General features: G+C 68.3%; 21 protein-coding genes and 1 other RNA gene. 17 read left to right on the top strand and 5 right to left on the bottom strand.

The features are described 5' to 3' along the window. Nucleotides 1-82 precede the first annotated feature (82 nt). The 6 genes from ftsE (at nucleotide 83) to JNB_RS06445 (ending at nucleotide 6,443) form a co-directional block, all read left to right on the top strand. Complete coding sequence (gene ftsE, locus JNB_RS06470) at nucleotides 83-781, top strand: cell division ATP-binding protein FtsE (protein ID WP_009775621.1); 699 nt, start codon at nucleotides 83-85, stop codon at nucleotides 779-781. Further along, nucleotides 778-1,683, top strand: a complete 906-nt coding sequence (ftsX, locus tag JNB_RS06465; RefSeq protein WP_009775620.1) for a permease-like cell division protein FtsX — start codon at nucleotides 778-780, stop codon at nucleotides 1,681-1,683. Before ftsE ends, ftsX begins: the two co-directional genes overlap by 4 nt. A 192-nt stretch (nucleotides 1,684-1,875) precedes the next feature. After that, nucleotides 1,876-3,216 carry a M23 family metallopeptidase gene (locus tag JNB_RS06460; protein WP_148232337.1) on the top strand — a complete coding sequence of 447 codons (1,341 nt, stop codon included), beginning with the start codon at nucleotides 1,876-1,878 and terminating at the stop codon, nucleotides 3,214-3,216. Between the two features lie 80 nt (nucleotides 3,217-3,296). Next, nucleotides 3,297-3,791, top strand: coding sequence for an SsrA-binding protein SmpB (smpB, locus tag JNB_RS06455; protein WP_009775618.1), 495 nt, complete (start codon nucleotides 3,297-3,299; stop codon nucleotides 3,789-3,791). 27 nt (nucleotides 3,792-3,818) lie between these two features. After that, nucleotides 3,819-5,768: a DUF2207 domain-containing protein gene (locus JNB_RS06450; RefSeq protein WP_040883631.1), complete on the top strand. Its 1,950-nt coding sequence runs from the start codon at nucleotides 3,819-3,821 to the stop codon at nucleotides 5,766-5,768. A gap of 150 nt (nucleotides 5,769-5,918) precedes the next feature. Further along, nucleotides 5,919-6,443, top strand: a complete 525-nt coding sequence (locus tag JNB_RS06445) for a type 1 glutamine amidotransferase domain-containing protein (RefSeq protein ID WP_009775616.1) — start codon at nucleotides 5,919-5,921, stop codon at nucleotides 6,441-6,443. 63 nt (nucleotides 6,444-6,506) lie between these two features. Here JNB_RS06445 and JNB_RS06440 read toward each other — a convergent pair whose 3' ends face one another. Both JNB_RS06440 and JNB_RS06435 read right to left on the bottom strand, forming a co-directional pair. Then, the gene (locus tag JNB_RS06440) at nucleotides 6,507-6,680 is read right to left on the bottom strand and encodes a CsbD family protein (RefSeq protein WP_009775615.1); all 174 of its coding nucleotides are present in this window, start codon (nucleotides 6,678-6,680) and stop codon (nucleotides 6,507-6,509) included. 78 nt (nucleotides 6,681-6,758) lie between these two features. Continuing rightward, complete coding sequence (locus JNB_RS06435; RefSeq protein WP_009775614.1) at nucleotides 6,759-10,157, bottom strand: pyruvate carboxylase; 3,399 nt, start codon at nucleotides 10,155-10,157, stop codon at nucleotides 6,759-6,761. A gap of 139 nt (nucleotides 10,158-10,296) precedes the next feature. Here JNB_RS06435 and JNB_RS06430 point away from each other — a divergent pair, with 139 nt between their 5' ends. Then, the gene (locus JNB_RS06430; protein WP_237700624.1) at nucleotides 10,297-11,217 is read left to right on the top strand and encodes a phosphatidylinositol-specific phospholipase C/glycerophosphodiester phosphodiesterase family protein; all 921 of its coding nucleotides are present in this window, start codon (nucleotides 10,297-10,299) and stop codon (nucleotides 11,215-11,217) included. A gap of 70 nt (nucleotides 11,218-11,287) precedes the next feature. Here the strand turns inward: JNB_RS06430 and JNB_RS06425 are convergent, their stop codons facing one another. Further along, nucleotides 11,288-11,674, bottom strand: a complete 387-nt coding sequence (locus JNB_RS06425) for a helix-turn-helix domain-containing protein (RefSeq protein ID WP_040883630.1) — start codon at nucleotides 11,672-11,674, stop codon at nucleotides 11,288-11,290. A gap of 111 nt (nucleotides 11,675-11,785) precedes the next feature. On the opposite strand from JNB_RS06425, the gene JNB_RS06420 reads away from it, so the two are divergent. The 3 genes from JNB_RS06420 (at nucleotide 11,786) to JNB_RS06415 (ending at nucleotide 14,123) form a co-directional block, all read left to right on the top strand. Further along, on the top strand, nucleotides 11,786-12,646 hold the full coding sequence (locus JNB_RS06420) for an SDR family oxidoreductase (RefSeq protein WP_040884318.1): 861 nt from the start codon (nucleotides 11,786-11,788) through the stop codon (nucleotides 12,644-12,646). Between the two features lie 164 nt (nucleotides 12,647-12,810). Continuing rightward, nucleotides 12,811-13,177: a transfer-messenger RNA gene (ssrA, locus tag JNB_RS20890) on the top strand. Nucleotides 13,178-13,286: 109 nt separating this feature from the next. Beyond that, a complete protein-coding gene (locus JNB_RS06415; RefSeq protein WP_009775610.1) occupies nucleotides 13,287-14,123 on the top strand; it encodes a phosphatase PAP2 family protein in 837 nt (278 codons plus the stop codon). On the opposite strand, the gene JNB_RS06410 is transcribed toward JNB_RS06415, so the two are convergent. Together JNB_RS06410 and JNB_RS06405 are read right to left on the bottom strand one after the other, a co-directional pair. Beyond that, a complete protein-coding gene (locus tag JNB_RS06410; protein ID WP_009775609.1) occupies nucleotides 14,080-14,742 on the bottom strand; it encodes a hypothetical protein in 663 nt (220 codons plus the stop codon). The two genes, JNB_RS06415 and JNB_RS06410, sit on opposite strands and share 44 nt — an antisense overlap. Further along, the gene (locus JNB_RS06405) at nucleotides 14,739-15,356 is read right to left on the bottom strand and encodes an SIMPL domain-containing protein (RefSeq protein ID WP_009775608.1); all 618 of its coding nucleotides are present in this window, start codon (nucleotides 15,354-15,356) and stop codon (nucleotides 14,739-14,741) included. The genes JNB_RS06410 and JNB_RS06405 overlap by 4 nt, the downstream gene beginning before the upstream one ends. Nucleotides 15,357-15,464: 108 nt before the next feature. Between JNB_RS06405 and JNB_RS06400 the strand changes: the two genes are divergently transcribed. The 7 genes from JNB_RS06400 (at nucleotide 15,465) to JNB_RS06370 (ending at nucleotide 22,855) form a co-directional block, all read left to right on the top strand. Next, nucleotides 15,465-16,931: an NAD-dependent malic enzyme gene (locus JNB_RS06400; RefSeq protein ID WP_040884315.1), complete on the top strand. Its 1,467-nt coding sequence runs from the start codon at nucleotides 15,465-15,467 to the stop codon at nucleotides 16,929-16,931. Continuing rightward, entirely contained in the window at nucleotides 16,928-17,290 is a 363-nt protein-coding gene (locus tag JNB_RS06395; protein ID WP_009775606.1) for a hypothetical protein, read from the top strand. The genes JNB_RS06400 and JNB_RS06395 overlap by 4 nt, the downstream gene beginning before the upstream one ends. 118 nt (nucleotides 17,291-17,408) lie before the next feature. Further along, nucleotides 17,409-19,733, top strand: coding sequence for a DEAD/DEAH box helicase (locus JNB_RS06390; RefSeq protein WP_009775605.1), 2,325 nt, complete (start codon nucleotides 17,409-17,411; stop codon nucleotides 19,731-19,733). After that, nucleotides 19,723-20,283 carry a YqgE/AlgH family protein gene (locus tag JNB_RS06385; RefSeq protein WP_040884313.1) on the top strand — a complete coding sequence of 187 codons (561 nt, stop codon included), beginning with the start codon at nucleotides 19,723-19,725 and terminating at the stop codon, nucleotides 20,281-20,283. The genes JNB_RS06390 and JNB_RS06385 overlap by 11 nt, the downstream gene beginning before the upstream one ends. 84 nt (nucleotides 20,284-20,367) lie before the next feature. Continuing rightward, complete coding sequence (locus tag JNB_RS06380) at nucleotides 20,368-20,658, top strand: DUF3039 domain-containing protein (RefSeq protein WP_009775603.1); 291 nt, start codon at nucleotides 20,368-20,370, stop codon at nucleotides 20,656-20,658. Nucleotides 20,659-20,787: 129 nt separating this feature from the next. After that, on the top strand, nucleotides 20,788-21,759 hold the full coding sequence (locus tag JNB_RS06375; RefSeq protein WP_040883629.1) for a zinc metalloprotease: 972 nt from the start codon (nucleotides 20,788-20,790) through the stop codon (nucleotides 21,757-21,759). 130 nt (nucleotides 21,760-21,889) lie between these two features. Continuing rightward, complete coding sequence (locus tag JNB_RS06370) at nucleotides 21,890-22,855, top strand: zinc metalloprotease (RefSeq protein WP_009775601.1); 966 nt, start codon at nucleotides 21,890-21,892, stop codon at nucleotides 22,853-22,855. Nucleotides 22,856-22,870: the final 15 nt, after the last annotated feature.

Raw genomic sequence — 22,870 nt, 5'->3', positions numbered from 1 at the left:
TGGGGTTGCGCCCCACCCACAGGCGCGGAACCTATGCTCGACAGGCATCCTTCCCCCGAGCCGTGAGGCCTGACCCCAGCGCATGATTCGCTTCGACAACGTCTCCAAGGTCTATCCGAGGTCGACCCGCCCTGCGCTCACCGACGTGAACGTCAACGTCGAGCGCGGCGAGTTCGTCTTCGTCGTCGGCCCCTCGGGGTCCGGCAAGTCCACGATGCTCCGACTCGCCCTGCGCGAGGAGAAGGCGACCGCCGGCACGGTCCTCGTCGCCGGCCTGGACCTCGGCACCCTGTCGGCCCGCAAGGTCCCGCGCTTCCGCCGGGGGATCGGTGCGGTCTTCCAGGACTTCCGCCTCCTGCCGGGCAAGACCGTCGACCAGAACGTCGCGTTCGCGCTGCAGGTCATCGGCAAGCCGACCTCGGCGATCCGCCAGCTCGTCCCCGAGACCCTCGAGATGGTCGGGCTCGAGGGCAAGGGCAAGCGCCTTCCGCACCAGCTCTCCGGTGGTGAGCAGCAGCGAGTCGCCATCGCCCGAGCGGTCGTCAACAAGCCGCAGATCCTCCTGTGTGACGAGCCCACGGGAAACCTCGACCCCAAGATCAGCCTCGACATCGTCCACCTGCTCGACCGGATCAACCGTTCGGGCACGACCGTCGTCATGGCCACGCACGACGCCGACACGGTCAACCAGATGCGTCGACGCGTCGTCCAGCTCGAGGACGGAGTGGTCGTGCGCGACGCCGAGGACGCCACCTATCTCGCTCCGGAGGGGGACAAGTGAAGGCCGGTTTCATCGCGGGCGAGGTCTGGTCCGGCCTGCGCCGCAACCTCTCCATGGCCCTGTCCGTCATTCTCGTGACGATGGTGTCGATGTTCCTCCTCGGCATGGGGCTGCTCGCGCAGCGTCAGGCCGACACCATGAAGGGCTACTGGTACGACCGGATCCAGGTCTCGATCTACCTGTGTGCCGAGAACTCCTCCCAGCCCAACTGTCAGGGGCAGCCGGCGACCGAGGCTCAGCAGGTGAGCATCGAGAACCAGCTCAAGGCCATGCCCGAGGTCAAGCAGGTCTTCCACGAGTCGGAGGCCGACGCCTTCGAACGCTTCAAGGAGCAGTTCCGCAACAGCCCGATCACCGGCAACGTCCAGCTGGGTGACATCCCGCAGAGCTTCCGGGTCCAGCTCAAGGACCCGACGAAGTTCGCCGTCGTCACGAGCCAGTTCGAACGCGCCCCAGGTGTCGCGAGCGTCCAGGACCAGGAGAAGGTCCTCAAACGCTTCTTCCAGATCATCAACTGGATCACCATCTTCTCCGTCTTCCTCGCCGGCCTCATGGTCATCTGCGCCACGCTCCTCATGGCGACGACGATCCGCCAGGCGGCTTTCATCCGAAGACGCGAGATCGGGATCATGCGGCTCGTGGGTGCCTCGAACTGGACCATCCGCATGCCCTTCATCATCGAGATGCTCGTCGTCGCCGCGATTGGCGTGGCGCTCGCCGTGGGCATGTTGTGGCTCGGGCTGCGCCTGATCTTCAACCTCGGTTTCAACCAGGTCGTCCTCAACAAGGCCCTCATCGGGGCGAGCGACGTCTGGTACTTCACGCCGTGGCTGTTCGGTGGCGTCATCGTCATCGCGGTGCTCACGAGCGTGGTGACCCTGCGTCGCTACCTGCGCGTCTGACGAGCTCCGCGACCCCCATTCCCCTGCGCGACGCTCGCGCTTCCGCGAGAATGATGTGCCCTGCTAGGTCCTTGCTGCCGCAAGGGAGTGACTGACAATCCAGAACTTTCCGGCACGGGAGGTTCCATTTGGGAGTGACTCGTGTTACCAATGGTGACTATGTGGCGAACCCCTGCGCCCCGATCAGCTTCCTTGCGCCGGTACGTCGGCGTCACGGCGGCGCTCGTGTGCTCCCTTGCTCTTGTGGCTCCGTCGTCGGCGATGCCGGGGGCCGACCCGGATCCCAACCAGCAGAAGCGCAAGGTCGACTCCCAGATCGACCAGCTCCGTGAGGACCTCAGCGAGACCAACTCGACGTTGGCTGCCGCGTTCACGGCCCTTCAGGGGACTCAGGCCAAGCTTCCCGGCGCCCAGGCCGCGCTCGACCAGGCGCAGGGAGCGGCAGCACGAGCAGAGACCGCCAACGCCATGGCCGCCCAGGAGCTCGAGGTCGCACAGGCCAACGAGACCAAGGCCGAGGACGAGCTGTCCGCCACCACGAGGCACATCCGCGAGAGCCGTGGCGAGGTCGCCCAGTTCGCCGCGCAGATCTACCAGGAGCAGGGCTTCGGCGAGTTCGACATGGCGATGACGTCGACGACTCCGCAGCAGTTCGCCGACCGCATCGCCCTCATCGGCACCGTCATGGACCTCCAGGGCCAGTCGATGGTGGCGCTCGCGACCGCCAAGGCCAGCCAGACCGCGCAGGAGGACCGCCTCTCCGCCATGCGGGCCGACTCCGAGAAGGCCAAGCGCAAGGCCGAGGCCTCGCTCGCCGCGGCCAACGCGGCACGCGACAAGGCCACGGCGGCCAAGACCGCGCTCGATGCCCTCGCGGCGCAGCAGGCGCGTCAGGCCACGGTCGTCAAGGCCCAGTCGATCGCCGAGACTGCCAGGCTCCAGCAGATGCAGGTCGAGTCCAACCGACTCAGCGCCGTCATCAAGGCGCGCGCCGCCGCAGCCCTGGCCCGGGCCCGGGTCCGCGCCGCCGCCAACGCCAAGGCCAAGGCTGACGCCGCCGCTCGCGCCAAGCGCAACCAGGCCAACCACTCGGGCAGCAGCTCGGGCGGGAGCTCCGGCGGCGGCTCCACCTCCAACGGCGGTCCGCTCAGCCCACCCACGACGCTCGGCTGGATCAGCTCCGAGTACGGCATGCGCTTCCACCCGATCCAGCACATCTGGAAGCTGCACAGCGGTCGTGACTACGCCGCGCCGTGTGGCACTCCGGTCCACGCTGCTGCCGACGGAGTCATCATCGAGTCCGGCTACAACCCCGGCTACGGCAACCGCGTGATCGTTGACCACGGCGTCCTCAACGGTGTCGCCCTCACGACGACCTACAACCACATGGAGCGGATCAAGGTCCGCTCCGGTCGGGTCAAGCGGGGCACGGTCGTCGGCTACGAAGGCTCCACGGGCAACTCCAACGGCTGCCACATCCACTTCGAGGTCTACGAGGACGGCAACTTCGTCGACCCCCGCAACTACCTCTGAGTCGAGAACTGGGCGGGGCAAACGCAGGCGCGCACACGGCATACGCTGACGTAGCCTGTGGAACTCATGCCGACGAGGAGGTGACTGCCGTGGTCAAGACCGCGAAGAAGAAGGAAGACGATGGGCGCAAGCTCATCGCCAGCAACAAGAAGGCCCGCCACGACTACCTCATCGAGGACACCTTCGAGGCCGGCCTCGTGCTCATGGGCACCGAGGTCAAGGCGTTGCGCATGGGGCGCGCGACCCTCGTCGACGGCTGGGCGAGCTTCACCGGTGACGAGCTCTTCCTCGAGGGCGTCCACATCCCCGAATACCTGTCGGGGTCGTGGACCAACCACACGCCGCGCCGCCGTCGCAAGCTCCTGCTCAACCGCAAGGAGCTCGACCGCATCATGCACAAGACTCGCGAGAGCGGCCACACGATCGTCCCCCTGCAGCTGTACTTCAAGGACGGGCGGGCCAAGGTCGAGATCGCGATCGCCAAGGGCAAGAAGGAGTACGACAAGCGCCACGCGTTGCGTGAGCGTCAGGATCGTCGTGAGACCGAGCGCGAGCTCGGCGCAAACAGGGGGTAGTCCGTGACGGGTCGGCTTCGGTTCTGGATGGCAGCTTTCGGGGCCGCTGCGGTCCTTGTCCTGGGTATGCCGGTCGGTGCGGCTCTCGCGTTGCCCTCGGCTGACGCGCCCGCCTCCCTCGTCGGCTTCGTCCCGATGGACGACGACGCCACCAGTTTCAACGTCACGTATGCCGTGCAGGCGGACGGTTCGATGAAGGTCGCCCAGCGCATTCGCTGGGACTTCCCGCAGGGGGAGGAGCGCCACGGCATCTATCGCACGATCCAGACGCGCGCCGGCTACCAGGAGTCGACGACGCAGTACCGCCACTACGAGCTGTCCGACGTCAAGGTCACCTCACCGACGGGCGCGCCCACCGACACCGACATCTCGGACTTCGGCGCCTATGAGCAGGTGCGCATCGGCAGCGCCGACGAGACCGTCGAAGGTGTGCAGGACTACGTCCTCACCTACACCCTCGGCAACGTCATCAACGACATCGGTGACGGGACGGCCGAGCTCTACTACAACCACATCGACCCCTCGAACGAGTACGTCTACCGCAACGTCAGCGCGGATGTCACCGGACCCGTGCCCGCGACGAAGGTCGCCTGCTACTACGGCGCGCTGCACGAGGACACGATCTGCACCGGCACTGCAGGGGCGACGTCGAAGTTCACCGTCCCCGACATCGAGCCGGGTCAGGGAGCGACGATCGTCGTCTCGTGGCCGCGCACGGCCTTCGGTGACCTCACCCCCGACCTGCGCGAGACCGAGTCCGACGGCGGGTTCGGCGGCGGCTACGGCGACCCTGGCCCGTCGCTGAGCGCCGACCAGTCGAAGTACCTCGGCGCGGCCCTCGCCGGTGGTGGCGTGCTCATCCCGCTGCTCGCCGGTGGCCTCATGGGACTGCTCGTGTGGACGCGTGGGCGCGACGAGGTCTATGCCGGACTGACGCCAGGCCTGACCCCCGGCGCCGGTGAGAGCGCCCCCGTCGTGCGGGGGAGTGCACCCACGATCGCGGTGCAGTTCACACCGCCCGCGGGAGTCCAACCGGGCATGGTCGGCACGATCATGGACGAGAAGGCCGACGTCGTCGACGTCACGGCCACCCTCATCGACCTCGCCGTGCGTGGCCACCTCACCCTGACCAACGAAGAACGCGGACGCTTCCGCAGCGACGACTGGCTCCTCACCCGGACCACTCCGCCGACCGGCGCCGTCGCGCTGGCGCCCTATGAGCAGCAGCTCCTCGACGGTGTCTTCTCCGCGGGCAACGAGACCAGGCTGTCCGCCCTCAAGAACACCTTCGCCGGCACCCTCAAGCAGGTCCAGGGAACGATGTACACCGAAGCCGTGCAACGGCACTGGTTCCGCCGGTCGCCGGACGCGCAACGAGCCGTGTGGAAGGGCTTCGGGATGCTTCTGCTCGTCCTGGGTGGGCTCTCCCTCTTCTTCCTGACGTCCGCTCTCGGTGGACTCGGCGGCGCCAGCCTCGTCGGCATGGGCTGGGTCTTCGGCATCGGCCTCGTCGTCGCCGGCCTCATCGTCCAGACGCTGGGTCGTCGGATGGCCTCACGCACGGCCGAGGGCAGCGCCGTCCTCGCCCAGTCCAAGGGCTTCGAGCAATACATCGCCACGGCCGAGGCCAACCAGATCAAGTGGGAGGAGGCGCAGGACGTCTTCTCCACGTTCCTGCCGTACGCCATCGTCTTCGGCCTCGCCGACCGGTGGGCCAAGGTCTTCGAGGACGTCGCGTCGGCCGCAGCTGCGGCTGGTCACGTCATCGGGGCACCCACCTGGTACGTCGGCTCCATGACGGGCTGGAACTTCGGTCACGTCGCCTCGAGCATGGACTCGTTCTCCACCCAGGCCGCTGGCACCTTCGTCTCCACGCCCGGCTCGTCCGGAGGTTCAGGGCTCGGCGGCGGAGGCTTCTCCGGTGGTGGCGGGTTCTCCGGTGGTGGTGGCGGAGGCGGTGGCGGCGGCTCCTGGTAGCCGCGCGTCGATCACGTGGCCCGTTGGAATCTCGAGCATCACCATGCACGCTCAGTTGCTCCTTCGTCGCAAACGCGCCCATGGTGATGCTCGAGATTCCACCCGCAGGGGTGTGGTCGGCGCTCCTGTCACTGTGATGGTCTGGAGGGCATGACCAAGAAGATCGCATTCCTGACCGCACCCGAGGGCATCGAGCGAGTCGAGCTCACCGACCCCTGGGACACGGTGACCGAGGCCGGCCACTCGGCCACCCTGCTGAGCACCGAGTCCGGCACCGTGCAGACCTACGACCACCTCGACAAGGCCGAGACCCGTCCGGTGGACGGCCTCGTGAAGGAGGCCTCGGTCGACGACTACGACGCCCTGGTCCTGCCCGGAGGCGTGGCCAACCCGGACGCCCTGCGCGGCGACGCGGACGCTGTGGCCTTCGTCAAGGCGTTCGTCGAGTCGGGCAAGCCCGTTGCGGCCATCTGCCACGCACCGTGGACCCTGATCGAGGCAGGAGTCGTCCAGGGGCGAACCCTCGCCTCGTGGCCAAGCCTCCAGACCGACCTGCGCAACGCCGGGGCGACCTGGCAGGACGAGGAGGTCGTCATCGACGCCAACCTCATCACCAGCCGCAACCCTGATGACATCCCCGCCTTCACCCGGGCCCTGCTCGACGCGCTCGGCTGAGCATGCGCAGACGACGAAGGCCGGCCACCCATGAGGGTGACCGGCCTTCGCTGATGTGACGCGTCAGTTCTTGAACGCGTCCTTGACCTTCTCGCCAGCCTGCTTGAGGTCACCCTCGGTCTGCTGGGCCTTGCCCTCGGCTTCGAGGCGCTCGTTGTCGGTGACGTCACCGACCTGCTCCTTGCCCTCGCCGACGACCTTGTCCTTCATGTTCTCGATCTTGTCTCCGATACCCATGGTGAATCTCCTTGGTTGTGCGGATGGTGATCTGCATCGAGCAAACGCCGCTTCTTGACGATTCGATGCTCCTTCAGGCTAACCCTTCAGGACGAGAAGGAGGTCCCCACCCTCGACCTGTTGATGACTGCCGATGGCCAGACGCTCCACTGTTCCCGCGATGGGGGCGGTGATGTTGGCCTCCATCTTCATCGCCTCGATCGTCGCGACGACGGCGCCCACCTCGACGGAGTCACCCTCGGCGACCACCGGCGTGACGACACCGGCGAAGGGTGCGGGGATGTGGGTGGAGTTGCCCGCCTCGGCCTTCTCGGCGGTCTTGACGTCCACCTGAATGGCGTTGTCACGCACCGTGATCGGCCGGAACTGGCCGTTGAGGGTGCACATGACGGTGCGCATGCCCTTGGCGTCGGCGTCACCGATCGAGGACACCCCGAGAAGGAGGCGCTTGCCGGCCTCGATCTCGACCTCGTACTCGCGGTCCTGGTCGAGCCCGTGGAGGAACTCGACCGTGCCGAGGACGGACAGGTCGCCGTAGCGCTCACGCGACAACAGGTAGTCCTTCGTCGGTCCCGGGAAGAGCAGCTCGTTGAGCGCAGCGCGTGGGCTCTCGTCGAGCGCCTCGTCCTGCTCGGGTGTCAGCTCGGTGACGCGTGGCTTGCCCTTGCGACCCTGCAGGGCCTTGGTCCGGAACGGCTCGGGCCAGCCGCCGGGTGGGTCACCGAGCTCACCCTCGAGGAAGCCGATGACGGAGTCGGGAATGTCGTACTTCGTGGGGTTGCTCTCGAAGTCGTCCGGGTCCGCACTTGCCCCGACGAGAGCGAGGGCGAGGTCGCCGACGACCTTGCTGCTCGGGGTGACCTTGACGAGGTTGCCGAGGATCCGGTTGGCCGCGGCATACATGTCTTCGATGTCCTCGAAGCGGTCGCCGAGCCCTAGGGCGATGGCCTGTTGGCGCAGGTTCGAGAGCTGGCCACCGGGGATCTCGTGGAAGTAGACGCGCCCGGTGGGGGAGGGCAGTCCGGACTCGAAGGGGGCGTAGAGGTGACGCACGGCCTCCCAGTAGGGCTCGAGCGCGAAGACGTTGTCGATGTCGAGCCCGGTCGGACGCTCCGTGCCGTCCGTGGCGGCGACGAGGGCAGACAGTGAGGGCTGGCTCGTCGTCCCGGCCATCGCGGCGCACGCGGCGTCGACCGCGTCCACGCCGGCATCGATGGCCGCGAGCAGGGTGCCGATCTGGCCTCCAGCCGTGTCGTGGGTGTGGAGGTGGACGGGTAGGTCGAACCGCTCGCGCAGGGCGGTGACGAGCGTGCGGGCAGCTGGGGCGCGCAGGAGTCCCGCCATGTCCTTGATCGCCAGCACGTGTGCGCCCGTGTCGACGATCTGCTCGGCCAGGCGCAGGTAGTAGTCGAGTGTGTAGAGCTTCTCGGCAGGGTCACTGAGGTTGCCGGTGTAGCAGAGCGCGACCTCGGCCACGGCCGTGTCGGTGGCGAGGACGGCCTCGACGGCCGGACGCATCTGGCTCACGTCGTTGAGCGAGTCGAAGATCCGGAAGATGTCGAGTCCCGTGCGGGCCGCCTCCTGGACGAAGACGTCGGTGACCTTGGTCGGATAGGGCGTGTAGCCCACGGTGTTGCGACCGCGCAGGAGCATCTGCAACGGGATGTTGGGCATGGCCTCGCGCAGGAGGGCGAGCCGCTCCCACGGGTCCTCGCTGAGGAAGCGCAGGCCCACGTCGTAGGTCGCTCCGCCCCAGGCCTCCATCGACAGCAGCTCGGGCGTGAGCCGCGAGACGTGGCCGGCGACGTGGAGCAGGTCGCGGGTGCGCATGCGGGTCGCGAGCAGGGACTGGTGCGCGTCGCGGAAGGTCGTGTCCGTGACGGCGACGTCGGTGCGCTCACGCAGCTGCCGGGCGAACTGCGCCGGCCCGACACGCTGGAGCAGATCGCGCGAGCCGGGCGGCACGGGTGCGTCGAGGTCGAGGACGGGCAGCTTGGTGCGCGGCCGCAGGGTCGTGCGAGCCGGACCGTTCGGCTGGTTGACCGTGAGGTCGGCGAGATAGGTCAGCAGCTTGGTGCCACGGTCGGCGGGGGTGCGGGCCGTGAGCAGCTCGGGGCGCTCGTCGATGAATGATGTCGTGGCCTCGCCGGCCTGGAACACGGGGTCCGCGAGGACACCCTCGAGGAAGCGGATGTTGGTGGAGACGCCGCGAATTCGGAACTCCGCCAGCGCTCTTCGCGCTCGGCGCACAGCCATGGGGAACGACCGTCCGCGACAGGTGAGCTTGACGAGCATCGAGTCGAAGTGGGCCGAGACCTTGGCGCCGACGAAGACCGTGCCACCGTCGAGGCGTACGCCGCCGCCGCCAGCCGAGCGATAGACGGTGATCGTGCCTGCGTCGGGACGGAACCCGTTGGACGGGTCCTCGGTCGTGATCCGGCACTGCAGCGCGAACCCGCGCACGACGATGTCCTCCTGGCGCAGCTCGAGGTCCTCGAAGGTCTCGCCGGACGCGATGCGCATCTGCGAGACGACGAGGTCGATGTCGGTCACCTCTTCGGTGACGGTGTGCTCGACCTGGATGCGCGGGTTCATCTCGATGAAGACGTAGCGCCCGTCCTTGCCGAGGAGGAACTCGACGGTGCCGGCGTTGACGTAGCCGATGCCTCGCGCGAAGCGCACCGCATCGGCGCACATCTGCTCACGGGTGGCGGGGTCGAGGTTGGGCGCCGGTGCGATCTCGACGACCTTCTGGTGGCGACGCTGCACCGAGCAGTCACGCTCGAAGAGGTGGAGGATTCCCTTGTCGTCGTCGATCGTGCCGGTGCCGTCGCTGAGGATCTGGACCTCGATGTGCCGCGGGTCGATGACGGCTTCCTCGATGTAGAGGGTTGGGTCGCCGAACGCCGCGTCGGCCTCGCGCTGCGCGGCCTCGAGGGCGTCGCGCAGGTGGGCTGCGTCGTCAACGCGACGCATGCCGCGACCGCCACCACCGGAGACCGCCTTGACGAAGAGCGGGAAGCTGAAGTCCGCGGCAGCGGCCTCGAGCACGTCGAGGTCGGTCCCGGCCTCGGATCCGTGCAGGGTCGGGAGGCCGGCCTCGCGGGCAGCGGCGATGGCCTTGGACTTGTTGCCGGTGAGGTGGAGGACCTCGGGTGGCGGGCCGATGAAGGTGATGCCGTGGGCTGCCGCTTCTTCGGCGAGCAGCGGGTTCTCGGAGAGAAACCCGTAGCCGGGGTAGATCGCGTCGGCACCGCACTCGACCGCAACCCGCACGATGTTCTCGTGGTCAAGGTAGGCCCGGACCGGGTGGCCCTCCTCGCCGATCTGGTACGACTCGTCAGCCTTGAGACGATGCTCGGAGTTGCGGTCCTCATGGGGGAAGACGGCGACCGTCTTGGCGCCGAGCTCGGTGGCGGCGCGGAAGGCGCGCACGGCGATCTCACCTCGGTTGGCAACGAGGACCTTGCGGAACACGGCGTACCTCCAGATGTGGTGCGAAACACTTTCGACCGATCGTAGTGACCGCTCACGTGGTGAGACGGTCTGCTCACAGTCCGGACGTGTTCGCGTTCTCGACGCGCGCGGTTCACCGGACAGGGGCAAGGTGAAGGACATGTCACGTATGCCGTTCCCTCGCCCTGCCGTCCTCCTTGCCGCCCTGCTCGGCGCCGGTTTCCTCGCCTCACCGGCCGCTTCCGCGACCGCCACGACTGCGGCTGACGCACCGCCGAGAAGTGTCGTGGCCCAGGCCCCGCGCTCGAGCGTGCAGCCCTTGGAGCGGGCCCACGCCCACAACGACTACGAGCACGACCGCCCGCTCCTCGACGCCCTCGACCACGGCTTCACCTCCGCCGAGGCGGACGTCTGGCTCGTCGACGGTGAGCTCTACCTCGGTCACGACGGCCCCGACCTCAACCGCACACTCAAAGCCGAGTACCTCGCCCCCCTCGCGCAGCGGTTCCGCGCGAACGGTGGCGCGATCCATCCGCGGTGGCGGGCCGACTTCCGCCTCCTCATCGACGTCAAGAGCGAGGGCACCGCAGCCTGGCCGGTCATCGAAAGGCAGCTCGCGGCATACCCGCAGTTGTTTTCTGCGTCCCGTCAGGGACGTGTCCACGAGCGCGCGGTCACGGCGGTCATTTCTGGCAACCGCGACCTGGCCGCGATGCGGGCAGCAACGACGCGGTTCTCGTTCTATGACGGTCGGATGAGCGATCTCGGCGGGCCGCTGCCGGCGAGTCTCGTGCCGCTCATCAGCGACAACTGGACGAAGTTCTTCACCTGGCGCGGGGTCGGCGAGATGCCTGCGGCCGAACGCGCCAAGCTCCACGAGATCGTCGCCACGGCGCACGCCAACGGTCAGCAGGTGCGCTTCTGGGAGACGCCGGACCTCGCGCTGCCCAACCGTGAGGCCGTGTGGCGCGAGCTCGTCGCGGCCGACGTCGACGTCCTCAACACCGACGACCTGGCTGCGCTGCAGCGCTTCCTGCTCGCCGAGGACCCGGCGGAGCAGAGCGCCGCTCGCGCCGCGTAAACGACTTCGTGCCCGAAACGGACACTCGTCGCTGCGCTCCTCATGTCCGTACGGGGCACGAAATCGAACCTCAGGAGGCGGCGGCGTCTGACCCCGAGTTGAGAATGTCGGGCGCGTTCTGCACGACCCACACCATGAGCGGGTTGAGCAGGGCGGCGAGCTCGAGTCCGCGCGGCGTCAGGGAGTACTCGACGTGCGGCGGCACGACCGGGCGTGCGTCGCGCAGCACGAAGCCGTCGGCGACGAGGGTGCGCAGTGTCTGAGCAAGCATCTTCTCGCTGACGCCCTCGGCGCGGCGACGCAGCTCGCTCCAGCGCAGCGGCTCGCCGTCGCCGAGGGCGAGGAGGACGAGCAGCCCCCACTTGCTCATGACGTGGTCGAGGACGGTGCGGCTCGGGCAGCCCGCGGCGAAGACGGCGTCGGGAAAGAACTCACGCAACGACGGGCTTACTTTCATGTGCGTACCTTACTTCAAAGTGGGTACTAACTCTTGGGAAGTATGCCGTCCGCTCGCTCGTTCGATGAGGTGTCACCGTTCCTTTGGTTCACCTCGAAAGGCCCCACCACCATGACCACGATCCTCGTCACCGGCGCCACCGGACAGCTCGGCCGACTCGCCATCGACTCCCTCCTGGCCCGCGGCACGGCGCCCGGTGACGTCGTGGCCCTCGTGCGCGACCCGGCCAAGGCCGCCGACCTCGCCGACCGTGGCGTGCAGGTCCGCGTCGGCACCTTCGAGGACCCGGCGTCCCTCGACGCCGCCCTCGCTGGCGTGGACCGCGTCCTCTTCATCTCCGGCTCCGAGGTCGGCCAGCGCGTCGCCCAGCACCAGAACGTCATCGACGCCGCCGTGCGCGCGGACGTCGAGCTCGTCGCCTACACGAGCATCGTCCGCGCCGACACCTCACCGCTCGCCCTCGCGGCCGAGCACAAGGTCACCGAGGAGGCGCTCGCAGCAGCAGGTCTGCCCACTGCCCTCCTGCGCAACTCCTGGTACCTCGAGAACTACACCGCGCAGATCCCGGTGCAGCTCGAGCACGGCGTCGTCCTGGGCGCGGCGGGCGAGGGGCGCGTCAGCGCGGCCACTCGCGCCGACTACGCCGAGGCCGCAGCCGCGGTCATCACGGCCGACGACCAGGTCGGCAAGGTCTACGAGCTGGGCTCCGACAACGCCTTCACGCTGGGGGAGTACGCCGCCGAACTCTCCGCCGCAGCCAACGCCCCCGTCGCCTACCAGGACCTGTCCGTGGCCGACTACAGCGCCGCCCTCGTCGGGGCCGGCCTGCCCGAGGGCTACGCCAACGTGCTCGCCTCGAGCGACGACGGCCTCAAGCAGGGTGGCCTGCTCGTCGAGACCGGTGATCTGTCGCGCCTCATCGGCCGCCCGACGACGTCCTTGACGCAGGCCATCAAGGCAGCCCTCGTCTGAACTGCCATGCAGATCTGAGCGCTATGTCCTGCCACACGCGTGTTCTAGCCCGCGTTTGGCAGGACACAGGGGATCAGCACAGCGCGGAAATGATTCGAGGCCGCCACGCGTTGGCAGGTACAGTTCGAAGACACAACTGAACAGCGTGGGATGAGCCCCCTCACGGGGGTGATCGGTTTCGACATTGATCGGCAGGTCAAGGGAAGCGGGTCGAGGATGCACGGTTATCTCGTTAACGATCCGTGCAAACCAATAGGTGCCAACTCCAAGCGCACCGACTTCGCCCTCGCCGCCTGAGCGAGCTCCGAAGTCCGTCAGCCTGAGCTAGATCTCGACTCAGTGCCTGGCGCCATCTAGAGAACTGGCTGCGTCACTCTTGTCGGGGGGTGGCGTGGGACTTAATCCGACTGGGCCTGTCAGGGAACGTGTGCGCGCGAGCCCTGGGGCCGAGAAAATCCACAGCGCACTGCACCCGGAGAAGTCTTGGTTTCCCGTCAGTGGACGCGGGTTCGATTCCCGCCACCTCCACCACCGTGGTCATCCCACCATCATCGACACCCGGTCGGTCAGCAACGCTGGTCGCACCGGGTGTTCGTGTGTCCGCATGCTGACGATCCGGCCCGATGTGTGACGATCGCGTATGCCGTCCGCAGACTCCCAGCGCACCCCACCTCGCGAGGACGAGCAGGTCGGGACCCGTGACCTGGCCCAATGGCGTTCTGCCGCAGGCCGACTCGTGGCCGGTTGGCTCGTGCACGTCGCCGAGGTCATCGCCCGGGTCGTGCGCTGGTCGGCCAGCAACGTCGCCCTCGTCCTGACGGTCGGGATCGGCCTCGCCCTCGTCTGGGGATTCACCGGGGCCTCCGCCGAGGTCTACGAGGACGTCATGGACAGGGACGGCATCGCGCTGATCGACCAGCCGGTCCTCGACGCCGCCGTGCGTGCCCGCACACCCCTGACCGCACAGCTCGCCACGGACTTCACCGACCTCGGCGGCAAGGTGGGGATGCCGGTCATCGCCGTTGTCGTGGCTGTCGCCATCGCGCTCGCGTGGCGACGCTGGACGCCGCTCATCCTCATGGCGATCGCGAGTCTGGGTTCCCTCGTCATCACCGTGAGCGGCAAGGAGCTGACGGGCCGCGCCCGACCGCCGCAGGCGCTCGCGGTGCCTCCGTTCGAGAGCTCGGCAAGCTTCCCTTCGGGGCACACCCTGAACGCGACCGTGGTCCTGGGACTCACGGCATACCTGATCGTCGTCTGGGCGCACCGCAAGCGGTGGCGCGTCCTGGCCGTCGTGACGCTCGGCATCCTCATCGTCGCGATGGGGTTGTCACGCGTCTTCCTCGGTCACCACTGGCTCACCGACGTCATCGCGGGCTGGGCCATCGGGCTCGCCTGGTTGGCGAGCGTCATCACCGGTCATCGGGTGATGATCACGCTGGATCGACGGCGTCGCTCTCGTTCGAGCGTCGCGTGACTCCGGCGATGTCGAGCGCCCACGCCTCGCCGTCCCGGTGGAAGCCCAACTTCTCGTAGTAGGCGCCCACCATGGCGTCGGGGGTGCGAATCGTGCGCCAGCCGTGACCGGCGAAGAGGCCGCTGTGGCGCCAGACGAACTCGCCGGGGGTGAAGTCGCGGTAGCGCACGGTCACGTAGTCGAGCTCGACCTGACCGACGCCATCACCGGCATCGCGCACGACGACGACGCCGACGGTTTCGTTGCCGTGGAGGACGAGGTAGGCGAAGCGCTCGGCCGACTCGGTGACCCCGCTGAAACCGGGGTTGAACTTCGCGATGTCGCTGTGCTGGACCTCGAGGAAGTGCTGCAGGTAGGCGTCGTCCTCCTCCACCTCGATGACGGTGAAGGCGTTGGGGTCGTTCTTCTCGCGCAGCATCTTGGCGATGAACCAGAGGTTGATGGCGGAGAGCACGATGTTCATGGCCACCATCGGCCAGATGCCGAGGATGGCGTTGAAGACGATGAGGATGACGCACGCGATCGTGTTGAGGAGCCGCAGTCGCAGGATGCGCGCCTGCAGGAGCGAGAAGACGAGGAGCGCCGACCCGAACCAGCCGAGGGCATCGACCCAGCTCACGCCAGTTCCCAGCGGACCGTGACGGTGGTGGAGATCGCCTGGGTGCCACCCTCGATGGGCATGGAACCGGCGAAGTCGGCCGAGCGGGCAAACATCGGGCGCGGCATCTGGTCGTCGACCCTGCCTTCACGAATGCGGATGACCTTGCCGAGCTCGGTGCCGGCCAGGTGCGCGAACTGGGTGGCGCGAGTACGCGCGTCCTCGAAGGCCGCATCGCGTGCCGCGGACACCGCCGCCTCGGTCTGGTCGGCGGCCATCTCGATCCCGTCGACGGCGAGCGCGTCGCCTGCGGCCCCGGCCAGGGCCTGGAGGAGATCGCCGACGCGGTCACGGTCGCGGACCGTGAGTCGGAACGCCTGGTATGCCGTGTAGCCGATGACCTTGCGGCCGTTCTGGTCGTGACGCGGATGGATCCCGACGTCGTCGGTGCGGCGGTCCCGCGCCTCGATGCCGTGGTCGGAGGCGGCCTGCAGCGCCGCCGCGGTGCGGTTCGAGGACTCCGTCAGAGCGGAGGCAACGTCCTTGGCATCCGACTGCAATCGCGCCCTCACGATGACGAGGTCGGGGACGACGTGGCTCGCTCCGCGGCCGGTGACTTCGACGTGTTCGGTCATGGGGGCAACTGTAGGTCCGGTGCGTGCTCGGGGTCGGCGCCTTCGCCACGCCGGTGCTCTATGAACACAATGCGGCGGAACTCGTCAGTAGCAGGTTGAATCGTGTTCATGCCTGCCTTGCCGTCTGCCGCGAACTCCGTCACTGTCCGACTGATCGTCCCCGCGCGAGCCACCGCGGTCAGCGAGCTCACCAGCGTCGTGGAGCAGGCCGGGGGAGTGGTGACCGGCCTCGACGTCACGGCGTCCGGCCACGAACGCATCCGCGTCGACGTCACCCTCATGACCCGCGACCCGGGCCACGCCGACGAGATCGTCGAGCGCATGCGCACCGTCGAGGGCGTCGAGATCGGCAAGGTCTCGGACCGCACCTTCCTCATGCACCTCGGCGGCAAGCTGAGCATCGAGTCCAAGGTCCCGATCCGCAACCGCGACGACCTGTCGCTCATCTACACCCCGGGGGTCGCGCGCGTCTGCCTCGCGATCGCCGCGAACCCCGAGGACGCGCGCCGCCTGACGATCAAGCGCAACACCGTCGCCGTGGTCACCGATGGCACAGCAGTCCTGGGGCTGGGCGACATCGGCCCCTTGGCTGCGCTTCCGGTCATGGAGGGCAAGGCCGCGCTGTTCAAGCGCTTCGCCGACATCGACGCCTTCCCGATCTGCCTCGACACCACGGACACCGAAGAGATCATCACCGCGGTCAAGGCGATCTCGCCGGTCTTCGCCGGCATCAACCTCGAGGACATCTCAGCGCCCCGCTGCTTCGAGATCGAGGCCCGCCTGCGCGAAGAGCTCGATATCCCCGTCTTCCACGACGACCAGCACGGCACGGCGATCGTGTGCCTCGCCGCCATGCGCAACGCGCTCGCGGTCGTCGGCAAGAAGCTCGAAGAGGTCACGCTCGTCATGAGTGGCGCTGGCGCTGCCGGCACCGCGATCCTCAAGCTTCTTCTGTATGCCGGTCTGCGCAACGTCGTGGTCGCCGACATGTACGGCGTGATCCACACCCAGCGCGAGGACGTGCTGTCGGGTGATCACCCCAACCAGGCGTGGATCGCCGAGCACACCAACCCGCAGGGACTCTCGGGGACTCTGGTCGAGGCCCTCGCCGGCGCCGACGTCTTCCTCGGCGTCTCGGCACCCAACATCCTCACCGGTGACGACATCGCGACGATGGCCGACGACGCCGTCGTCTTCGCGATGGCCAACCCGACGCCCGAAGTCGACCCGATCGAGGCGTCCAAGCACGCGGCCGTCGTCGCCACGGGTCGCTCCGACTTCTCGAACCAGATCAACAACGTCCTCGTATTCCCCGGCGTGTTCCGCGGGCTGCTCGACTCCGGGTCCAAGGTGCTCACGCCCGAGGTGCTCCTCGCCGCCGCGGACGCGCTTGCCGCCGTGGTCAAGGACGAGGAGCGCAACGCGACCTACATCATTCCGAGCGTCTTCCACCCCGACGTCGCCGGCGTCGTGGCGGCCGCCGTGTCCAAGGCGGCGCTCGCAGCGGCTGGGGCTGTTCCGGTGGACAAGGAGTCAGACGCTTCCGTCTCGGCGCCCAGTCCCGCGACGGCGTGAGGGACGGTCGCTCCCGCCTCTGGTCGTACGCCCCGGTCCTCGTGGCCGTCGTGCTCCAGCTGGTCCTGCTCTATTCGCCGTCCGGTGGTGGCATCTCGCCGTTCCCGAACTTCGACAAGCTGGTCCACGGCGCGATGTTCGCCTTGCCCGTGTTCTTCGCGTTGCTGGCCGGACTGCCGCGCGTCCCCGTGATCGCCGTCCTGGCACTGCATGCCCCGGTGAGCGAGCTCATCCAGTGGACCCTGCTGCCGAACCGTTCGGGGGACCCCTGGGACGTCGTCGCCGATCTCGTCGGGGTGACGATCGGAGCCATCGCCGCCCACGCCGTGCTGAACAGTGATAAGGGCGAACGCTGGTAGGATGGACCCTTGCGCCACTTCCGGCGCCCGCGTTCCAGCCCGTTGAATCTCGTTGACACAGACGTCGCGTGGAGGGCCGTATACGCCCACACCATCGACTCGGATCGAGTGATTCAGCATGCCCAAGAAGATTTCCTCAGGCGGCAAGAAGCCGCGTTGGACCTCGTCGCAGAAGTCCGCGGCGCAGTCCAAGGGTCCCAAGAAGACCCACCGCGGTCAGCCCGAAGGCCCCCGCACCAAGGCGCCCCGCGCCGAGCGCAGCCCCCGGTGGGACCGCGAGGACCGAGGCGCCCGTCCCGAGCGCAGTGACCGTCCGGAGCGTCGCGACGACCGCGCCTCCTCGGGTCCGCGTCGTGACGACCGTTCCGACTCACGTGGCGGTTACCAGGGTCGCGACAGCCGTTCGGACTCGCGCGGTGGCTACCAGGGTCGCGACACTCGTCCCGACTCGCGCGGTGACAGCCGTGGTGAGCGCCCCGCCTTCGGCCAGCGTCGTGACGACCGCTCCGACTCGCGCGGTGGCTACCAGGGTCGCGACTCTCGCCCCGACTCGCGCGGTGACAGCCGTGGTGAGCGCCCCGCCTTCGGCCAGCGTCGTGACGACCGCTCCGACTCGCGCGGTGGCTACCAGGGTCGCGACTCTCGCCCCGACTCGCGCGGTGGCTACCAGGGTCGCGACGACCGTGGCACCTCCGCTCCCCGCCGTGACGACCGTGGTGACCGCCCCGACCGCGGTGACCGTCCGGCATACGGCGGCCCTCAGCGCGGCGAGCGCAACGCGCGCCTCGGATACGCAGGCCCCCGTCGCGATGACCGTAGCGAGCGCAGTAGCCGCCCCACCACCTCCTACGGCGAGCGCCGCGACGGCCGCCCGCCGTTCCGTCGCGACAGCGACACCCCCGCGCGCCGCGTCGCCGACCCCGTGCGTCGTGACCGCCACGAAGGCCGTCACTTCGACGAGCGACGCAACGACCTGCCCGAGCAGCGCACCTTCGAAGAGGCCGAGGCCGAGCGCGCTCAGGCCGACACCTGGGTGAAGTACGAGTCCAAGAAGGGCACCGGCCCCGCCGAGGTCACTGACGAGAACGGCTTCGCCAAGCTCGGTGTCGACGCACGTCTCGTCGAGCGCCTCGCCCGTGACGGCATCACCTCGCCGTTCCCGATCCAGGAAGCCACGATCCCCGACGCCCTCGCGGGTCGCGACGTCCTCGGGCGCGGCCAGACCGGCTCGGGCAAGACGCTCGCGTTCGGCCTGCCGACCATCACCCGTCTCGTCGACGGAACCCGCCCGGCACCCAAGCGCCCGCGTGCACTCATCATGGTGCCGACGCGTGAGCTCGCCATGCAGGTGAGCGACGCCCTCGAGCCGCTCGTGCACGTCACCGGGCTGCGTCACAAGCTCGTCGCCGGTGGCCTGTCCTACGAGCCCCAGGTCAGGGCCCTCAAGAGCGGCATCGACATCCTCGTTGCCACGCCCGGTCGTCTCAACGACCTCATCGAGCGCGGCGCCTGCGAGCTCGACGACGTCCAGGTCGTCATCCTCGACGAGGCCGACCACATGGCCGACATGGGCTTCATGCCCGAGGTCACCGCGATCATGGACAAGATTCCCGCTGGTGGTCAGCGACTGCTCTTCTCGGCGACGCTCGACAAGGGCATCGACAAGCTCGTCGACCGCTACCTCAGCGACCCGGTCACGCACTCGACCGAGGACGCGCAGGCCAGCGTCACGACGATGAGCCACCACATCATGCTCATCGACCCCAACAACAAGAAGCAGCTCACGGCCGAGCTCGCTGCACGCGACGGTCGCACGGTGGTCTTCGTGCGCACCCAGCTCGGCGCCGACCGCATCGCTCGCGAGCTCCGTGAGAAGGGCGTCCTCGCGGCGGCCATCCACGGTGGTCTGTCGCAGAACCTGCGCAACCGCGCACTCGGTGCCTTTCGTGACGGATCGCTGCCCGTGCTCGTCGCCACCGACGTCGCCGCCCGCGGCATCCACGTCGACGACATCGGTCTCGTCCTCCAGGCCGACCCGCCCGCGGACCACAAGGACTACCTGCACCGCGCCGGCCGCACGGCCCGCGCAGGGGAGAAGGGCACCGTCGTGACCTTCGCCCTCCCGCACCAGAAGCGGACCATGGAACGTCTCGCCGAGGCCGCTGGGCTCGACGTCGCGCCGATCCGCGTCATCCCGGGTGACCAGCACGTCGCCGCTGCCGGTGGTCGCATGCCCTCCGGCGTCCCCGTGGCGGACCACGTCTGGATGCCGCTGCTCGAGGCCAAGGAGCAGCGTGGCCGTCGCCCCGGTGGCCCGCCGCGTCGCTTCCAGGGAGCCTCGCGCAACGGTTCTGGTGGCGGCTCAGGCGCTCCTCGCGGTGGCGAACGTCGCGGTGCGGGCAGCCGCGCGGGTGGCCGTGCAGAATGGAACCGTGGACGCTGACAGCACGACGGGACGACTTCTCGTCTCCACCCCGCAACTCGATGACGGGGTGTTTCACCGCAGTGTGATCCTCGTGCTCCAACACGACGTCAACGGCGCTCAAGGGGTTGTTCTCAACAAGCCCTTGGGCGCCGACGTCGATTCCGTCCTCCCCGGTTGGGGCGAACACATCTCCTCGCCGCAGACGCTCTTCCAGGGCGGTCCGGTCCAGCTGGACTCCGCCCTCGGGTTGATCACCTTCCGCGGTGGGGCCGAACCACCTCCCGGGAGCAAGCGGCTCTTCGGATCGGTCGCCATCGTCGACCTCGACACCCCTCCGACACTCGTCATGCCCGAGGTTGGCGGGCTCCGGATCTTTGCCGGATATGCCGGGTGGTCCAGCGGGCAGCTCGAGGGCGAGCTGCGTCGTGGGTCATGGTTCGTCGTGGACTCCCAGTCCGGCGACCTGCTCACCGGCGACCCCGACCACCTCTGGGAATCGGTGCTGCGCCGCCAGAGGGGAGAGCTCGCGTTCGTGGCCTACTACCCGTCGGACCCCGAACTCAACTGAACCTGCGCCCAGCCGAGCCCGAGCTCACCTGAACCCGGAGCAACCCGACGTAGTCTGGGTGGCGTGAGTGACCCACTGACGCCCATGAGCGACCCCAACGCCCCCCAGCAGCAGCCGTCCGGCCCGTCGACGCAGACGGCCGTGCTCGAGCGCGAAGAGACGATCCCTCAGGTCGCGGAGCCTGGTGACCACGAGCGCTTCTCGCACTACGTGCGCAAGGAGAAGATCCTCGAGTCCGCCCTGTCCGGCGAACCGGTGACGGCGCTGTGCGGCAAGGTCTGGGTCCCCGGTCGCGACCCCAAGAAGTTTCCGGTCTGCCCCGAGTGCAAAGAGATCTACGAAGGCCTGCGCAAGCCCCAGGACGGCGGCGAGTAGCCCTTCGTCCACTTTGCCAAACCTTGACCGAGTCATGGGACGCCTTTGGTATCCGCGAGCACGACGGCCTCGCTAGGTTCGGAAGATCCAGACCTCACAGGGGTTTGTGCAAACCGAAAGGGACACCACATGTCTGTTCGTCCATTGCGTTCCGTCGCCATCCTCGCGGCCTCGATCCTGTCGGCTGCCAGCCTCGGCCTGGGGATGTCGAGCGCGTCAGCCATCCAGACCGCCGGTGAGAGCAGCGTCAAGGCCGAGTGCGCCACCGATGTGCACGCCGACCAGGCCATGGGCGCTCGGGGCACCTCTCGGGCCCGCGACCCGCACGACGTCACGACCGCGCAGGCCAAGGCCATGGAGGCCCAGCTCGCCAAGGCACTCGCGGCGAAGGGTCTCGAGCGCAACGCCTCGGGCGAGGCCAGGAAGCCGGGCGGCGGTGGGGCCTTCACCCCGGCCGTGATCGACGTCTACTGGCACACGATCACCGACGGTTCCAAGGGCGTCCTGACCGCCAGCGAGATCAACGCCCAGATCAGCGTCCTCAACGCGGCATACTCCGGCTCGGGTTTCTCGTTCGCCCTCAAGGGGACGACGACGACCAACAACGCCACTTGGTACAACGGACTCGACTACGGCACCACCGCCGAGCGCAACATGAAGAGCGCGCTGCGCACGGGCGACAACGGTGACCTCAACATCTACAGCGCCAACCTTGCTGGCGGTCTGCTCGGCTGGGCCACCTTCCCCAAGAAGCGCGTCGACTCCATGGACGGCGTCGTCATCCTCGACGAGAGCCTGCCCGGGGGCTCGGCCACGTCCTACAACCTGGGCGACACGGCCACCCACGAGATCGGCCACTGGCTGAACCTCTACCACACGTTCCAGGGCGGCTGCTCGGACACTGCTGGTGACTACGTCACCGACACCGCGGCCGAGGCCAGCCCCGCGTCCGGTTGCCCGACGGGTCGCGACACGTGCACCCTGCCCGGCCTGGACCCGATCAAGAACTTCATGGACTACACGATCGACTCCTGCATGGATCACTTCACCGCAGGCCAGATCACGCGCATGCAGAGCGCCTGGGTCGCCTTCCGCGGCTGATCGCTCGGCCTCATCGAGGCAGCAGGTGAGGGCCCGTCTCCCGACGGGCCCTCACGGCTGTCCGGAGACGGGTAGGTTTTGGCACATCGCGGGGCCGACGGGGGCGCCGGCGTCCTGAAGGGAACGTGTCATGTCTGCTCGTCTGCTCCGCCCGGCGGCGCTCATCGCGGGTCTGGCCCTGTGTGCGGCCGCGGTTGGCCTCGGCCCCAGCGGGGCTGTGGCGCAACCGACTTCAGCCGATGCACCCGCCGTGCAGTGCTTGGCCCCGAAGGTCGCGGACGCTTTCACGGTCGGGCGTTCAGCTCGCGCGAAGGACCCGCACGAGCTCACCCCGGCGCAGGCGACCCGGCTCGAAACCACCTTCACCAAGGCACTCGCCGCCAAGGGCGTCACCTCGCGGACCGGCACGGCGGCCAAGACGGTCACCGGGGCCGCCGCGTTCACCCCCACGGTGATCAAGGTGCGGTGGCACACGATCAAGAACGGGTCGAGCGGTGCGCTGAGCCCGACGCAGATCGCCAACCAGATCAGCGTGCTCAACCAGGCGTATGCCGGCTCGGGGTTCTCGTTCTCGCTCGTCAGCACGACGACGACCGACAACGCGACCTGGTACTCCGGCCTGGATCACGGCAGCTCGGCCGAGCGCGCCATGAAGACCGCGCTCCACGTCGGCGGCAAGGCCGACCTCAACATCTACACCGCGAGGCTCGCCGGTGACCTCCTCGGCTGGGCGACCTTCCCGCGGACGATCGTCGACCCGATGGACGGGGTCGTCCTGCTCGATCAGTCAGTGCCCGGCGGGACCGCAGCGCCGTACAACCTCGGGGACACGGCGACGCACGAGGTCGGTCACTGGCTCAACCTGCACCACACCTTCCTGAACGGGTGTTCGCGGATCGGCGACTACGTCACGGACACCCCCGCGGAGGCGAGTCCCGCCAGCGGCTGTCCGACCGGTCGTGACACGTGCACTCTGCCCGGCCTCGACCCCATCAAGAACTTCATGGACTACAGCCACGACGCCTGCATGGACCACTTCACCGCAGGCCAGCGCACACGGATGCAGAATTCCTGGGTGGCCTTCCGAGCGTCCTGAGCGCACCGCAACCCC

The organism is Janibacter sp. HTCC2649 (assembly GCF_000152705.1).
In the GTDB taxonomy this organism is placed as follows: domain Bacteria; phylum Actinomycetota; class Actinomycetes; order Actinomycetales; family Dermatophilaceae; genus Knoellia.
Note: the sequence above shows the minus strand (reverse complement) of the source record. Positions and strands in the feature narration are given on the sequence as shown.